Origin of the sequence: Burkholderia sp. S171 (assembly GCF_009766085.1) — a bacterium.
GTDB lineage: Bacteria > Pseudomonadota > Gammaproteobacteria > Burkholderiales > Burkholderiaceae > Caballeronia.
On the sequence record NZ_LMUF01000030.1, the window covers coordinates 226,446 to 242,152 of the forward strand.

Sequence of the window (15,707 nt, forward strand, 5' to 3'; positions counted from 1 at the left end):
AATAGGCTCCGGGTTGGTTAGTTGACCAATACTGTTTGAGCGGCATCAGGAGCCGCGACGAGCGCTTTCGCGGCCTGAGCGTCCAGCGCGTTCAGGATCGATTCAGGCGTGGCCGGGGCGCGCAGCACGGGCGCATCGGTTGAATCGGGCGCGACCGATGCCACCGCGGCGCGTATTGCCAGCAATACCGAGAAACCGAGCAGCAACGGCGGTTCGCCCACGGCTTTCGACCGGAACACGGTCGGCTCGACGTTCTGGTTATCGTAGAGCGCGACGTTCATCGCGGCCGGAATGTCGCTCACCGATGGAATCTTGTACGTGGACGGCGCGTGCGTCATCAGGCGGCCGTCACGATTCCACCAGAGCTCTTCCGTCGTGAGCCAGCCCATGCCCTGGACAAAACCGCCTTCCACCTGGCCGATATCGAGCGCCGGATTGATCGACTGTCCCGCGTCGTGGAGGATGTCCGCGCGCAACAGGCGCCACTCGCCGGTGAGCGTGTCCACGACCACTTCCGAGATCGCCGCGCCATACGCGAAGTAGTAGAAGGGCTGGCCGGTCAGCGTTTTCGAATCCCAGTTGACCTTGGGCGTGGCGTAAAAACCATCCGACCACAACTGCACGCGCGACAGATACGCTGCCCCGACCAGTTGGTCGAAGGGCATCTGGCCGCCGTTCGACTCGACCACGCCATCGTGAAAACGCACGTCTTCCGCGCGTCCGCCGAGCTGCTTCGCCGCGAGTTCTGCAAGGCGTCCGCGAATGGTGAGCGCGGCGGCTTCGGCCGCCTTGCCGTTCAGATCGCTGCCGGTGGACGCGGCGGTGGCCGATGTATTCGCGATCTTCGAGGTATCGGTAGCGGTCACGCGCACGCGCGACAACGGCACGCCCAGCGCATTCGCCACGACCTGCGCGACCTTGGTGTTCAAGCCCTGGCCCATCTCGGTGCCGCCATGATTGACGAGCGCGGAGCCGTCTTTATAGACATGCACGAGCGCGCCGGCCTGATTCAGGAACGGCACGTTGAAGGAGATGCCGAACTTGACCGGCGTGAACGCGATGCCCCGCTTGAGCACGGGACTCGTTGCATTGAAGGCGGCGATCGCCTCGCGTCGCTGCAAATATTCACTCGATGCCAGCAGTTCGTCGGTCAGCGGCGCGATGATGTTGTCTTCGACGGTCTGGCCGTAGGGCGTCACGTTGCGCTCGGTGATGCCGTAGTAATTCACGCGGCGGATATCGAGGGGATCGCGCTTAAGACGGTGCGCGATTTCATCCATCATGATTTCCATCACCAGCGCGCCTTGCGGGCCGCCGAAGCCGCGAAACGCCGTGTTCGACTGCGTGTTGGTGCGGCAGCAGAGCGCGGTGATATCGACGTCCTGCAGGTAATACGCGTTGTCGAAGTGACAGACGGCGCGCGTGGCCACCGCGCCCGACAAGTCCGCCGAATAACCCGCGCGCAACGCGATTTCCACGCGCGCGCCTTGCAAGCGGCCGTCGTCATCGAAACCGGCTTCATAGGTGTAGATGGCGTCGTGGCGTTTGCCGGTGATCATGAAGTCATCGTCACGATCCGCGCGCAATTTCACCGGCCGATGCAGCAGGTGCGCCGCCAGCGAAGCGATGCACGCGAAGACGCCCGACTGCGATTCCTTGCCGCCAAAACCGCCACCCATCCGGCGGCATTCGCAGATCACGTTATGCGTCGGCCAGTCGAGCATATGTGCGACCAGATGCTGCATTTCACTTGGATGCTGCGTGGAACTGTAGACGAGCATACCGTCCAGTTCCTTCGGAATGGCGTAGGCCACCTGCCCTTCGAGATAGAACTGCTCCTGCCCGCCAACCTCGAATTCACCTTGTAGCCGATGCGCCGCCGACGCGATTTTTCCGTCCGGATCGCCGCGTTTCAGATGCAGCGGCGGCAGCACGAACTGCTGCTTCGCGCGCGCTTCCCGCGGCGTCAGGGTGGCTTCGCGCGGTTCATATCGGATCACTTCTTCGCTTTTGGCGAGCGCTGCCGCGCGGCGCGCGAGATCGTGCGTTTCCGCGATGACCACGAACACCGGTTGTCCCAGATACAGCACTTCATCTTTAGCGAGGATCGGGTCGTCGTGGAGCACCGGGCCGCAATTGTTCTCGCCGGGGATGTCGTCGGCGGTGAACACGGCGATCACACCGGGCGCAGCCAGAACCAGGTCGAGATTGATCGAGACAATGCGAGCATGCGCATGCCGCGACAGACCAAGCGCCGCGTGCAGCGTGCCGCGCAGCTCGCCGATGTCATCAACGTAAGTCGCTTCGCCGCTTACATGCAGGCCCGCCGACTCGTGCGGCAAGCCAACGCCGATCGATGCGCGCTCCGGTGTGCTCGTGGCGGCTCGCAGTGCGAGTGCGTCGGCGGCAGCACGGTCGATGTGGTGTGGATCGGTACGCTTGTTCATCGCGTGGTCCTTGGGGCTTGGTGCGGTGTCATGTCGCGCATTGCACGTCGAATGCGAACGCGTTGACGTCGCGGAGTGCGAGCGGCGAATCCTCACGGGTCTCGAGGAAGAAACGCCACAGCACATTGCGCGCCACTTTGCTGCGGTACGCGCTTGACGCCCGCATGTCGGTGAGCGGCTGGAAGTCGACGTCCAGCGCGCGCATGGCGGCTTGCACGTTGGCTTCGTTCCACTCTTCGTTCACCAGCACGGCTTCCGCATTCGATGCCCGCTTGGGCGTGGCCGCCATCCCGCCAAACGCGAAACGCGCCGATGTCACGCGGGTGCCGTCGAGCGTCACGGCGAACGCGGCGCACACAGCCGAGATGTCCTGGTCGTAGCGCTTGGAGATCTTGTACGTCCGGAAGCGCAATTTCGCCGATGGCAACGGCACGCGAATCCCCGCGACGAATTCGCCCGTTTCCAACGCGGATTTCTGATATCCGAGATAGAAGGTATCGAGCGGCATCGTGCGGACCTTGGCGGCTTTCTGCAGCACGATTTCCGCATTGAGGGCAATCAGTGCCGGCATGGAATCGCCGATAGGTGAACCGTTCGCCACGTTGCCGCCGAGCGTGCCGGCGTTGCGGATAGGGCGCGATGCAAAGCGCGTCCACAATTCCGCCAGTTCCGGATAAACGGCCGAGAGCGCGCCGTATGAGTCTTCCAGCGAGGCCGCTGCACCGATGCTCAGCCATTGCCCGTCGCGGGTGATCGACTTGAGCTCGTTCACATTGCCGATATACAGGACGTCGCCGAGATTGCGGAATTGCTTGGTGACCCACAGGCCGACGTCGGTGCTGCCGGCCAGGATGCGCGCGTCGGGATGGTCGGCGCGCAAGCGGGCAAATTCGGCGAGCGAGACGGGCGCGAAGAACGTCGGGTGGCCAAATGCAGCGCCGCGCGCGTCGGGTGCCGAGTATTCGAGTGTTTCCTTGCGCTGGATGCTTTGGAGCTGGCGTTTGAGCGCGTCGCGATCAAACGGCGTGCGAGGGTACTCGAACATTTTCTGCGATGCATCCACGATCGGCCGATAGCCCGTGCAGCGGCAGAGATTACCGGAGAGGGCGGCGTTGATTTCGTCGCGGGTGGGCAGGCCGGCATCGGCGGGCTGAGTCTGATACAGCGCCCACATCGACATCACAAAACCGGGTGTGCAGAAGCCGCATTGCGAGCCGTGGCAATCGACCATGGCTTGCTGGACCGGATGCAGCGTGCCGTCCTCGGCGCGCAGGTCTTCAACCGTGAAGAGCGCCCGGCCGTCTAGTGTAGGCATGAACTGGATGCAGGCGTTGACGGCTTTGAGGACGGGTTGGCCGTCCACATCGAGTTCACCGATCACCACCGTGCAGGCACCGCAATCGCCTTCCGCGCATCCCTCTTTGGTACCGGTGCATTGGTCGTGCTCGCGCAAATGCTGGAGCACCGTACGGGAAGCGGGTACGTCGTGCACTTCGCGCAGGGCGTTGCGCTGGAAGAACCGGATGGTTTGCGTTGTCATAAAGAAGTCCAGGACATTGCGGATCGGGCGCGCGTTACGCGAAAATCGGCGTCGGATTCAATAGAAACCGGGCCGAAAGAGCGCACGTGGATCGCCATCCAAAGATAACGATATCACCGCAATATCTCAAAAATATTCCGGCGAACGTATCAAGACTATGTGAAGAGCCGGATGAGGGTCGGCGGAGAAACCGCCAAAACCCGCGCGGAAGGACATTGAGGGGAGGGATTGCGATAAAACGAGAGGGCGAGGACGTGGCTCTGACCGCGTGGTGTCCAAGACCGGCGGATTGGACAATAGCAATGGATGTTCGTGCGCGATGGCGCTGCAGACAGCACGACTGCGCAATAAGCCGTTTTAGGTAGGGCTGAGGCACGGCGGTCCCAGCGTCTGCGGAAAGCGGGTGCAGTTCAGCCAAGGTCTAAGGTCCGAACCGCACGCAATCCGCATTCAACCCGCGCGCAACCGCCGCTTGCTCCACAAACTGCCGGCGACAAACAGGAAGATCACCGCAAACGCGATAAGACCCCATTGCGGAAGCGAGAACCCGAAAATGGGCGGATAGGGCGTCTCGCACAGTCCCGCGACCTTGAAGACCTGGGGCAGCCACTGCGCAGGCGGAAGAGAATCCACGACGGGCTGGAGGGCATCGAACCCGCAGCTGAATCCCGGATGCGCCTGCACATAAACGTGCCGTCCGGCGGCTACCACGCCTCCGAGAGCGGACAGTGCAACCAGCGTTTCAAGCAGCGCGATCCCGCGCCATCCCCGGAACGAAGCGCCGAGCAAGGCAAAGACCGCGATTAGCACGAAAAAGTAGCGTTGAATAATGCAAAGCGGGCAGGGATCTTCACCTTTGATGAACTGAAGATAAAGCGCTCCGCCCACGAGCCCCAGAGAGATCACAGCGAGCAAGACCAGCAATCGTCGTTCGCGGCGAATCCCGCGGTCGTCGTGGTGCATGGTGAAATGATTCAAGGAGTTGTTCATATTTTCCGAATTGTTCGAGAAAAAAACACCTGAAAGCGCATATCCGGCGACGGAATTCTATCGCGATCGCGGTCGCCAGGCGGTTTCAGGCGGGGCATCAGCGGCTCAGCGCGTAGTTTCGAGTACTGCTTCCACGGCGCGACCGATGGAGAGCAGCGCGTCGTCGCCGAACGGCGCCCCGGCCAGCATGAGCCCGACCGGCGCTTCGCCCCGCGGATGGCACGGCAGCGACAACGCGCAACTATCGAGGAAATTGAAAACGGAGGGGTTGCGCAGGATCAGCGCATTGGTCCGGCCAAATGCTTCGTCGTCGTGTTCGAGGTCGGCCACACGCGGCGGCACGACCGGTACGGTCGGACACACAATGGCGTCGAACCGCTGCCACAGCGCGCGCGCCTGCTCGATCATCACGGCGCGTGCCTGCAGCAAGTCGATGTAATCAGCCGCGCTGGCGGGCTGGCCTTTCAGGATCCGCACGCGCACGCGTGGATCGTATTGATCGGCGTGTGCCTGCAGTAGCGGCCGATGCCATGCGTAAGCCTCGACTGACGCAAAGCTGAACCGGTTGATCTCCGCGAGCCGCTCGAGCGGTGCGAAACGCACGTCTTCCACCAGCGCACCGGCTGCCGACAAATGTCCGATTGCAGCGGAGTAGGCGCTCGCGACCGTTTCGTCGACACCGTCCATGACGTAGTTCGTCAACACGCCAAGACGCACGCCGTCCAGCGGCCGGGTCGCGGGCACGCCGGAGTCTCGTCCGGCCAGGATGCGGTCGACAAGCGCGCAGCACGCCACCGACAACCCGATTGGCCCGAACGAGTCGAGCGTGGTGGAAAGCGGCACGCCTCCTTTCGTAGGCACGCGGGCGGCGGTCGGCTTGAAGCCGGTGAGTCCGCAAAGCGCGGCCGGGATGCGAATGGAGCCGCCGGTGTCGGTGCCAAGTGCGATGGCCGCCATGCCGTCGGCCACCGACGCCGCCGCGCCTGATGACGACCCCCCGGCAATCCGCTCGTCGCCCGCCAGATCGCTTCGATACGGCGAGTGCGGCGTTCCGTAGTGCGGGTTCAGCCCGAGCCCGGAGAACGCGAATTCGCTCATGTTGGTGCGCCCGACGATCACGCCGCCCGCCCGCCGCAGCCGGGCAACGGCGACAGCGTCGGCCTTGGCAGGCAGCGCGTCGGCCAGTACACGCGAGCCGGCGCGCGTCACCTGGCCTTCGATATCGAAGAGATCCTTGATCGACACAGGAATGCCCGCCAGCGGCGAGAGGACGATGCCTGCACAGCGCAATGCGTCGTGGGCGTCGGCGGCGGCGCGTGCGCGCTCTGCATCGACGTGCAGGAAGGCAACGGCTCCCTGCCCCGAAGGGTCTGCAATGCGTTCGAGCGCCTGCTCCACCAGCTCGCGGCTGGTGGTTTTGCCGTCACGGAGCGCGGCGGCGAGTTGTGCGAGAGGCGCGAACTGAGGCGAAGTGATGGGCATGATGTCGAGAGAAACCGGTGGCTTGACGGGCTACAAATGGAAGGACGAGCGTTTTTCACAGAGCGCGAATGCGGCACGGTGAACGAGCCCGTTCGTACCGTTGCGTTGTTGCATTGCCATGCTGGAAGCCGCAATAAACGCCTGAAGTAACTTGCCCAAAAGTGGCTGTCATTCTAAGCCAGCCCAGTAATAAATACTCGACGCGGCGCGCGTAACGCTTGATAAACCGGGCTCCTCGGCCATTCGGCTGATAGCGCCGTTACTGCTTCTTGCCTCAAGCTTGGTGAGTCCCCGCAGGCGGTCTTTTGCGGTGGAAAGCAACAGTTCTGTAAAAACCCAAGCGTTTGGGTTTACTTGCGCACAGCTAACGGATAGAGTGACTACATGCCAACGATTTTCCGCATCGGCGCTGCCCGCGTCGTGATTTATTTAAACGACCATCAACCAGCTCACGTGCATGTGCTTGATGGCAAGCAACACGCCATCTTCAATCTGCACTGTCCGGCTGGACCGCCGACCTTGCAAAAGAATCACGGCTTTTCGCACGTTGATGCCAATACCTTCGCCCGCCGGATGCAAAACGTAGTCGGCTCGCTGTGCACTGAATGGAAAACACTTCATGACTGCTTTTGTTGATATCACCGAACACGAGATGCGCGAAGCCGAAGAGCGGATGAGCACGCACATTGCCGAGCATCCGGTCGCCCTGTCCGCCTCGTTTAATCCGGTAGACGGCAGGGTGGCTATCGAACTGTCGAATGGCACATTGTTCGCCATTCCCGCGCGAATCATTCAGGGTTTGGAAAATGCTTCGGACAGCGACCTGAAAACGATCGAAATCACGGCGTCCGGCACAGGTCTGTATTTCCCTATTGTCGACGCCGACATGCTCGTAGCGCCGTTACTTGCCGGTGTGCTGGGGTCGCGATCCTTCATGGCCAAGCGATTGGGCAAGGAGGGCGGGGCCAGCCGCAGCGAATCCAAAGCGGCCGCCGCCCGCGCAAATGGCGCGCGCGGCGGCCGGCCCCGCAAGATCGAGGTGGAAAGCGAGGAGCGTGAGGGTGGTGGGGCGCTCGGGAAGAAATAGCCCGGGAGATAACAACGCAATCCCGAACTCAACCCCGAACGCGACTGCGCGCGTGTATCTGCCTCACGCGGCGCAGCGATGCATTCAAGGCACGCGATCCACCTCGGCGGGAATCTCTCGGGAACCTTCGGGAGGTGCAATGAGCGCATTCCCCTTTGCGCCGCGCCGCCATCTTCTCGTCACCCACGCGCCGAAGTCATCAAGGACCGTATAAGCCACGGGCACGACCACGAGCGTCAACAAAGACGAGGTGATTACGCCGCCAATCACCGTCTGGCCAAGCGGTCCCCGTTGCTCGCCGCCTTCGCCCAGACCCAGCGCGAGCGGCAGCATGCCGAAGATCATCGCGAGCGTGGTCATCAGGATTGGGCGCAGCCTGACGCGTGCTGCTTCCAGCAGCGCGTCGGTGCGGGTCATCGGGTGGCCTTTTCCCGTCGCGTCGAGCAGGGTGCCGCGCCGTGCCTGGTTCGCGAAGTCGACGAGCAGGATCGCGTTCTTCGTGACAAGGCCCATCAGCATGATGAAGCCAATGATCGAGAACATGTTGAGCGTGCTCCCGAACAGCAGCAACGCGAGCAGCACGCCCACCAGCGTGAGCGGCAGGGCCGTCATGATCGCGAGCGGTTGCAGGAAGCTGCCGAATTGCGACGCGAGGATCATGTAGATAAAGATCACGGCGAGCACCAGCGCCTGGACCGCATAGATGAACGACTCGTTCATGCTTTTTGTCGAGCCGCCGAAACGGTATCGGTAGCCCGCGGGAAGGTGCATCTCGTCGAGGGTTTTCTTCACATCGGCGGCGACTTCGCCCGGCGAGCGTCCCATGACGTTCGCCGAAATCTCGACCTCCCGCGACAAATCCCGTCGGCCGATCACATCCGGCCCGGTCGTCTCGGTGATCGCGGCAACCTGTCGCAAGGGCACGAGTACCGGCGCGCCGTTGGCGTCGGTGCGGCTAGTGGCAATCATCAACTTCGACAGGTCAGAAACGTTTCGGCGTTGTGCCGAGGGCAAACGCACGCTCACGTCGTAATCCTGATCGTCGGGCGCGCGCCAGGTGCTGATTGCGTCGCCGGACAGCAGCGGGCGCAGCGCCTGACCGATTTCTGCTACGCCCACGCCCAGGTCCGACGCGAGTTCGCGACGGACGTCGATGGCAACAATGGGTTTATCGTCCTTCAGGCTCGCGTCCAGATCGACCAGACCGGGAATCTTCCGCAAGCGCTGCTGTGCTTCGGCGGACAGACGCCGGAGTTCGTCCAGGTTGTCGCCTTGCAGGCTGAACTGCACGGCCTTGCTCGACCCTGCGCCGTCGGGCATGCCGATCTCGGTCACTACGATCCCGGCAATGCTCTGCAGGCGCGTGCGGAACACCTGATTCAGTTCCAGCACGCCGCGGGTGCGTTCGCGGCGCTCTTTCAGGCGCACGGTGATTAGCGCGTTGTTCTTGCCCTGCGCGTTGCCGGAGTTGATCGTCGCGTAGCTGTAGCGAACCTCGGGGTATTGGGCGAGCGCGGCTTCGACCTGCCGGACTTTCTCGGCGGTTGCGTCCAGGGATGTTCCCACGGGCGTGTTCAAGCCAATCTGCGTCGTGGAAAAATCGGCGTTCGGTACGAATTCGGTGCCGATAAGCGGCACGAGGAACAGGCTGCCGACAAAGGTCGCGGCCGCGACCGAGAGGGTGATGATGCGGTGCCTGAGCGACCAGCCGAGCAGCCGCTGATAGAACCGCGCGAGCCGTTCGACGCCGCGCTCGAAGAAGGCGAGCAAACGCGCGAGATGGCGCGTGCCGCGCACGTGCAGTGCGGGATCGGGCCAGATCGACGAGAGCATGGGGTCGAGCGTGAACGAGACGAACATCGAGATCAGCACGGCGGCCGCGACCGTCACGCCGAACTGGTGAAAGAACCGGCCGATGATGCCGCTCATGAACCCGACCGGCAGGAACACAGCGACTATCGAAAACGTCGTGGCGAGTACGGCGAGGGCAATTTCCTTCGTGCCATCGAGCGCGGCCGTCCGGTGATCCGAACCAAGCTGAACATGCCGGACGATGTTTTCGCGCACCACGATTGCATCGTCTATCAGCAAGCCCACGCACAGAGACAACGCCATCAGCGTGATAACGTTGATCGTGAAACCCGCTGCGAACATGAACGCAAACGTGCCGATCAACGCGATCGGCAGCGTGAGCCCGGTGATCACGGTGCTGCGCCACGAGCCGAGGAACAGGAACACGATCGCGATGGTCAGCAGCGCGCCCTCGAGCAACGTGCCCTTGACTTCGTTCACGCTGTTTTCGATATCGAGCGACGAGTCGTCGGTGATATCCAGCTTGACGCCCGGTGGCAGCGCCTTTCGCAGCGCTTCCACTTCGGCCCGGATGCCATGCGCCACGTCGACCGTGTTCTCGCCCTGCGCCTTGACCACCGATAAAAACAGCGCGCGGTTCCCGTTCAGCAGCGCCATGCTGTCGGGCTCTTCCTGCCCGTCGACCACTTGCGCCACCTGATCCAGCGTGACGGCATGTCCTGCATTCGACGCGCCCCGGCGCGCGACAATAATGCGTTTGAAGTCATCGGGCGTCTGGAAGCGGCCCTTCACCTGGACGGTCTGTTCAATCCCTGCCGATGTCAGCGGCCCGGCTGGAATCTCCTGATTCTCGTTCTGCACGGCGCGAATGACTTGGTCTACGCCAACAGAGAGTGCCTGCAGCTTGTCCGGACTGACATCAATACGAACCTGCCGTTTCACGCCGCCCACAATGCTCACCGAGCCCACGCCGCGCACTGTTTCCAGGCGCTTGCGCACGATCTGGTCGGCGGCGGTCGTCAAGTCGCGCGTGCTCAGCGCTGAGCCTGGGCCGTTGGATACGGCGACCGTGACGATCGGCATGTCGGCCGGGTCATAGCGCAACACGCGCGGTTCCTTCACGCCGTCGCGCAGGTCGGGCCTGATCAGCGCCACTTTGTCGCGGACGTCCTGCGCGGCCTGCATGACGTTGACCGAGAGATCAAACTGGACGATCACGACCGACAAAGCGTCGTAGGAGTGCGATGAAATCTCGTCGATACCGCTGATCGTGTTAACCGCTTCCTCGATCTTGCGCGTGACGTCGGATTCCACCGACTCCGGCGATGCCCCCGGATACGCTGTCTGGACGACGACCACGGGAAACGTGATATCCGGAAACTGATCGACCTTCAGGCGCTCGTATGAGAACAGGCCGATCACGAGAAACGCCGCCATCATCATGGCGGCGAACACGGGATTATTGATGCTGACGCGCGTGAACCACATGGCTTGCGGCTCCGCTATTGAGCAGCGGGCGAGGAAGCCGCTGCGGCCGCCGTGGCTGCCGTCGGTAAAGCGGCGGACGAGACTAATCCAACCATACGCACCGTGCTGCCGATGCGCAACGCGCCGAGGTTATTCTTCACGACCTGCTGGCCTTCCTTGAGCGGCGGGTCGACAAGCTGGGTCCAGCTCGCGCCTTCGGCGTCGCCGGTGGCGGCTGTGGTGACGGGGATTTCCGCAAGCTTGCCGCCGGAGAGTGCATAGACGCTGTGGCTCGCGCCGTCCGTGCGCACCGCAGATGCCGGTACCACCAGCGCGTTCGGGGCGCTGCCCACCGTCACGCTGCCCGTACCAAACATGCCCACGCGCAATGTGGCAGCCGGATTAGGCACCTGGATATAGATCATGATCGAGCGTGAGCCCGGCTGCGCGGCGGGATTGATGCGTGTGACGGTAGCGATGACGGGTGATTCGACGCCATCGAACCGAATCAGCACGGGCTGGCCGATCCGAACGCGGCCGATTTCTCCCACGGGCACCGGAGCTTCGAGTTCAAGCTGGGTCAGGTCGACGACATCGAACAATTTGCTGTCGACGGCCACCCGTTCGCCCGGTTCAATGCTGCGCGATGCTATCTGACCGCTGAACGGTGCCCGCACGATGGTGTCCGCCACCGACAAATTCGATGACGCCAGCGCAGCGCGCGCGGCCGCGAGATTGGCGGCGGCGATGGCGTACTGGCTTTGCGCGGTATCGAAGGCATTCTTTGAGATGAAGCCCTTTTCGACAAGCACGCGATTGTTCTCGAGGGTTTGTTTCGCGATATCCAACTGGCCGGCCATGGCGGCCATCTGTCCGCGTGATTGCTCGGCGCGGGCGGTGTAGTCGCGGGCGTCGATGGACGCGAGTATTTGTCCTGCCTTGACGGTATCGCCTTCGCGCGCGCGTACATCGAGAGCCAAGCCTGCCACTTTCGCCTTGACGGCAGCTTGCGTGACGGCACGGAGCGACCCGGTGAGCGGCAGCGTTTCGGACAGTGTGTGACGGGTCAGCGCGGCGAGGTCACCCGGAGTGAATTCGATGACGGACTCGTCCGTGGAGGAAGTTGTTGTTGCCGGGGCACTTGCACCTGCGCTCGCGCGTTTTCTGAGCGTGTGAGTGACGCTGAGCGCCAGCACGATGATGACGACAATTGCCGCGAGAAAGACGTTCCGTTTTTTCGATGAATGCATTGCTTGTCAGTGGAGCGTAAGGCACGCCGCACGATAGCGCATTTACGGCTGGGCGGCGTCAAAGTTGCCAAAGGTAGCGCGCGTAATCAGCCGACCGACCGCGGCGATGGATCAGATTGTCCGTGAAAATCGCTGTGGGGCGTTGGCGGCGAGATTCCCGACAAGATACCGGTCGAAGATCATGGCCACGTTACGCACGAGCAGGCGCCCGGCGGGGAGCACGTCAATCCCATCGTGGTTCACCTTGACGAGTCCATCGGCTTCAAGCGATTTCAAGCGCTCCAGCTCACCGGCAAAAGCAATCTCAAATCGAATCCCATAAGCCGCTTCGAACGCATCAAAGCGCAGTGAAAACTGGCACATGATTTCAGTGATGACGTCGCGTCGCAGACGATCATCGGCGCTTAGCCGCACGCCTCGTGCAATAGCAAGTTCGCCGCGATCGATCGCAGCGGCGTAACCGGCCATGTCCTTGGCGTTCTGCGAGTAGACATCGCCGACCTTGCCGATCGAAGAAACCCCCAACCCGATCAGATCGCAATCCGCCTGGGTGCTGTAACCCTGAAAATTTCGATGCAGCGTACCCGCTCGCTGCGCAACGGCGAGTTCATCGTGTGGCAGGGCGAAATGATCCATGCCGATGTACACATATCCGGCCTCAGTCAGTTTCTCGATAACCCGTTCAAGTATCGCCAGACGCACGGCTGGCGAGGGCAAGGTGGCTTCATCCATCTGCCGCTGCATCTTGAAAACAGCCGGCATATGCGCATAGCCGAACACGGAGAGCCGGTCGGGAGCGAGCGTGATAATGGTGTCGAGCGTGCGGCTAAAGCTCTCCACGTTCTGATGCGGCAAGCCATAGATCAGGTCGACGCTGACCGACTTAAAACCCTCAGCCCGTGCCGCCGACATGACCCTCTGCGTGGTTTCGAGCGGCTGTACGCGATTGATCGCTTGCTGCACGCGCAGATCAAAGTCCTGCACGCCGAAACTCAGCCGGTTGAAACCCAAGTCGCGCAATACGCCGATAGTTTCCGCCGATGCCTCGCGCGGATCGACTTCGATCGAATACTCAGCCTGCGCGTCGGGCAGCAGGCGAAACGACTCAGCGGTCGCGGCCATCAGCTCGGCCATTTCATCGTGGGATAAAAACGTCGGCGTGCCACCGCCCCAATGCAATTGCGAGACCGGCCGGGTGGTATCGAAACATGCTGCCTGCAACACGAGTTCACGTTTTAGCCGATCAAGATACGGACGCGCGTGCGCACGATTTTTTGTAGCGATCTTGTTGCAGCCGCAATAGAAGCAGACGGTGTCGCAGAATGGAATATGGAAGTACAACGAAAGATCCGCCGACGCCGCTCCCGGGTCTGCCGCGGCCCGATGGTAATGGGCGGGATCGAAGGTGTCGGTGAATTGGACGGCGGTGGGATACGACGTATAGCGCGGACCGGCCGCGTCGTATTTTGTGAGCAGATCGGGGCGGAAGAGGGACATTGCGGACAGACTTGAGGAAAGTGCTCCGAGTCTAGCCGACCCGTTCCCCTGATTCTTGCGTGATAACGCCGCACAGAACGCCGCAGCCGCGCGGTGGCACAATGCCGGGTTGCCTAATGAGTCGAAGTCACGGAACACCCGAACCGATGTCTGCCGCCCTCCGCCCGAATTCTGCCCACGCATGCCGCGAAAGCTGCGGTGCCTGCTGTATCGCGCCGTCGATTTCGAGCGCGATTCCTGGCATGCCCGACGGTAAGCCGGCCGGCGTGCGCTGCGTCCAGCTTGGGGCGGATCTGCGCTGCGGGATCTTCGGCGATCCGCGCAGGCCGGCCTGCTGCTCGGGCTTGCAGCCATCGGAATCCATGTGCGGCGACACGCGTGCTTACGCGCTGGCCTGGCTCACGCAACTCGAAATCGATACGCAACCTGAGCGCGCCTAGCCGGTCGAATGCTCATCGTTCACGTTCAAATCTAGGTTCAAGTCATTGGAGAATTTCGCATGACTCAAGCCGTTGCGCCGAAGCGGCGCCGGTTCCTGCTTGTTGCCCTCGGCGGCGCGGGCGCGGTGGCGCTGGGAACCCAGGGATGCGCCGCATCGATATTTCCGTTCATCCCCGATCACTACACGTTCAGCCAGGCGCAGGTCCAGGACGCTGTGCAGCGCAAGTTTCCGCTGCAACGCACGGCCTCGCAGATTTTCGATGTCACGTTGAATAACCCGGTAGTGGGCCTTGCGCCCGATCGGAACCGGATAACCGTGCGTCTGGACGCGCGGCTTGCCACGCCATTCATGCCGAATCCAGTCACCGGCGTGTTTACTCTTTCCAGTCAACTGGCTTACGACGCAGCTAGCCATTCGGTCATCCTGGTGTCGCCGACTGTCGATAACGCGCAGGTCTCCGGCGACGCCGCGCAATACAGCCAGCAGATCAACGCGGTCGGCGCGGTCATGGCGACGCAGTTCCTGGACCGTTACCCCATCTACACATTCAAGCCAGAACAATTACAGTTTGCCGGTGTTAATTACGAACCCGGTACAATCACCGTCCTTACAAACGGCATACGCGTTCAGATCGTCGAGAAGTAGTTTTTCCGGCGCAATCCAGGACCCGCGTGCCCGAACGATTGGCTGGCGACAGCCAGACTATGCCAAAAGGGCGGAGCGATGGACTGGATTCTGTTTTGCAAAGCGCTGATTCTGGGTGTGGTGGAGGGTTTGACCGAGTTTTTGCCGGTATCGAGCACGGGGCACCTGATCGTTGCCGGCAGTCTGCTGAATTTCACGAACGCACAGGCCAAGACCTTCGATGTCGTGATCCAGTTCGGCGCGATCCTCGCGATTGTCTGGGAATACCGGCGCAAGATTGGCTCGGTCGTGGCCGGCTTGCCCACCCAGCCCAAGGCGCGCCGGTTCGCGCTGAACGTGATCATCGCGACCATTCCCGCGGTTGTGCTTGGCTTGCTGTTCGAAAAGCACATCAAGGCCGTTTTGTTCGCGCCGGTGCCGGTCTCGGTGGCGCTGATTGTGGGCGGAGTTGTGATCCTGTGGGCGGAAGCGCGGCATCGCGAGCGCAACGTCGCGCCGCGGGTGACGTCGGTGGACGATCTCTCTTACGCCGATGCCTTCAAAGTCGGCCTCGCCCAATGCTTCGCGTTGATCCCGGGCACGTCGCGCTCAGGGTCGACGATTATCGGCGGGATGTTGTTCGGGCTGGAACGTAAAGTCGCCACCGAGTTTTCCTTCTTCCTCGCGATTCCCATTATTTTCGGCGCCACGCTTTACGAGCTTGCGAAGGAGTGGCGCACGTTGTCGGTCGACTCGGTGGGCTTGTTTATCGTCGGGCTCCTGGCAGCGTTTATCAGCGCATTCGTGTGTATTCGATGGCTGTTGCGCTACGTCGCTACGCATGATTTCACGGCGTTCGCGTGGTATCGGATCGGCTTCGGACTGCTGATCCTGATCGTCGGATATAGCGGTGGGTTGAGTTGGGCGGACTGATGATTCGCGGTTTTTAGAGCCGTTTCCAATGCGGTGGTGCTGCCTGAAAGTTAAGAGGATCAAAGTCCGCAAGCGCATACAAAACAGGCCGTTCCAACGTGGGTTGGAACGGCCTGTTTTGCGTTGATCAGACTGA

Annotated in this window: 12 protein-coding genes; 5 read left to right on the plus strand and 7 right to left on the minus strand. The window is 61.9% G+C overall.

What is annotated here, in order from left to right; all coding sequences use genetic code 11:
• Nucleotides 1–17 precede the first annotated feature (17 nt).
• The 4 genes from xdhB to GSQ93_RS14960 form a co-directional block, all read right to left on the minus strand.
• Entirely contained in the window at nucleotides 18–2,447 is a 2,430-nt protein-coding gene (gene xdhB / locus GSQ93_RS14945; RefSeq protein WP_158936449.1) for a xanthine dehydrogenase molybdopterin binding subunit, read from the minus strand.
• Nucleotides 2,448–2,475: 28 nt separating this feature from the next.
• Nucleotides 2,476–3,987, minus strand: a complete 1,512-nt coding sequence (xdhA, locus tag GSQ93_RS14950) for a xanthine dehydrogenase small subunit (protein WP_158936450.1) — start codon at nucleotides 3,985–3,987, stop codon at nucleotides 2,476–2,478.
• A 450-nt stretch (nucleotides 3,988–4,437) separates the two neighbouring features.
• Nucleotides 4,438–4,950, minus strand: coding sequence for a disulfide bond formation protein B (locus GSQ93_RS14955; RefSeq protein WP_158936834.1), 513 nt, complete (start codon nucleotides 4,948–4,950; stop codon nucleotides 4,438–4,440).
• Nucleotides 4,951–5,082: 132 nt separating this feature from the next.
• Entirely contained in the window at nucleotides 5,083–6,459 is a 1,377-nt protein-coding gene (locus GSQ93_RS14960) for an amidase (RefSeq protein WP_158936451.1), read from the minus strand.
• Nucleotides 6,460–6,843: 384 nt separating this feature from the next.
• Here GSQ93_RS14960 and GSQ93_RS14965 point away from each other — a divergent pair, with 384 nt between their 5' ends.
• The gene (locus tag GSQ93_RS14965) at nucleotides 6,844–7,095 is read left to right on the plus strand and encodes a DUF4160 domain-containing protein (RefSeq protein ID WP_158936452.1); all 252 of its coding nucleotides are present in this window, start codon (nucleotides 6,844–6,846) and stop codon (nucleotides 7,093–7,095) included.
• Nucleotides 7,079–7,546 (plus strand): DUF2442 domain-containing protein, encoded by a 468-nt coding sequence (locus GSQ93_RS14970; protein ID WP_158936453.1) that lies wholly within the window; start codon nucleotides 7,079–7,081, stop codon nucleotides 7,544–7,546. The genes GSQ93_RS14965 and GSQ93_RS14970 overlap by 17 nt, the downstream gene beginning before the upstream one ends.
• Before the next feature lie 84 nt (nucleotides 7,547–7,630).
• Here the strand turns inward: GSQ93_RS14970 and GSQ93_RS14975 are convergent, their stop codons facing one another.
• From GSQ93_RS14975 to hemN, 3 genes are all read right to left on the minus strand, one after another.
• Nucleotides 7,631–10,846 carry an efflux RND transporter permease subunit gene (locus tag GSQ93_RS14975; RefSeq protein ID WP_158936454.1) on the minus strand — a complete coding sequence of 1,072 codons (3,216 nt, stop codon included), beginning with the start codon at nucleotides 10,844–10,846 and terminating at the stop codon, nucleotides 7,631–7,633.
• Between the two features lie 14 nt (nucleotides 10,847–10,860).
• On the minus strand, nucleotides 10,861–12,075 hold the full coding sequence (locus GSQ93_RS14980) for an efflux RND transporter periplasmic adaptor subunit (protein WP_158936455.1): 1,215 nt from the start codon (nucleotides 12,073–12,075) through the stop codon (nucleotides 10,861–10,863).
• 111 nt (nucleotides 12,076–12,186) lie between these two features.
• Nucleotides 12,187–13,572 (minus strand): oxygen-independent coproporphyrinogen III oxidase, encoded by a 1,386-nt coding sequence (gene hemN, locus GSQ93_RS14985; protein WP_158936456.1) that lies wholly within the window; start codon nucleotides 13,570–13,572, stop codon nucleotides 12,187–12,189.
• 146 nt (nucleotides 13,573–13,718) lie between these two features.
• Here hemN and GSQ93_RS14990 point away from each other — a divergent pair, with 146 nt between their 5' ends.
• From GSQ93_RS14990 to GSQ93_RS15000, 3 genes are all read left to right on the plus strand, one after another.
• Nucleotides 13,719–14,012 carry a YkgJ family cysteine cluster protein gene (locus GSQ93_RS14990; RefSeq protein WP_158936457.1) on the plus strand — a complete coding sequence of 98 codons (294 nt, stop codon included), beginning with the start codon at nucleotides 13,719–13,721 and terminating at the stop codon, nucleotides 14,010–14,012.
• 59 nt (nucleotides 14,013–14,071) lie between these two features.
• Nucleotides 14,072–14,659: a DUF1439 domain-containing protein gene (locus GSQ93_RS14995; RefSeq protein ID WP_158936458.1), complete on the plus strand. Its 588-nt coding sequence runs from the start codon at nucleotides 14,072–14,074 to the stop codon at nucleotides 14,657–14,659.
• Nucleotides 14,660–14,737: 78 nt separating this feature from the next.
• Nucleotides 14,738–15,571 (plus strand): undecaprenyl-diphosphate phosphatase, encoded by an 834-nt coding sequence (locus tag GSQ93_RS15000; RefSeq protein ID WP_158936459.1) that lies wholly within the window; start codon nucleotides 14,738–14,740, stop codon nucleotides 15,569–15,571.
• Nucleotides 15,572–15,707 lie beyond the last annotated feature (136 nt).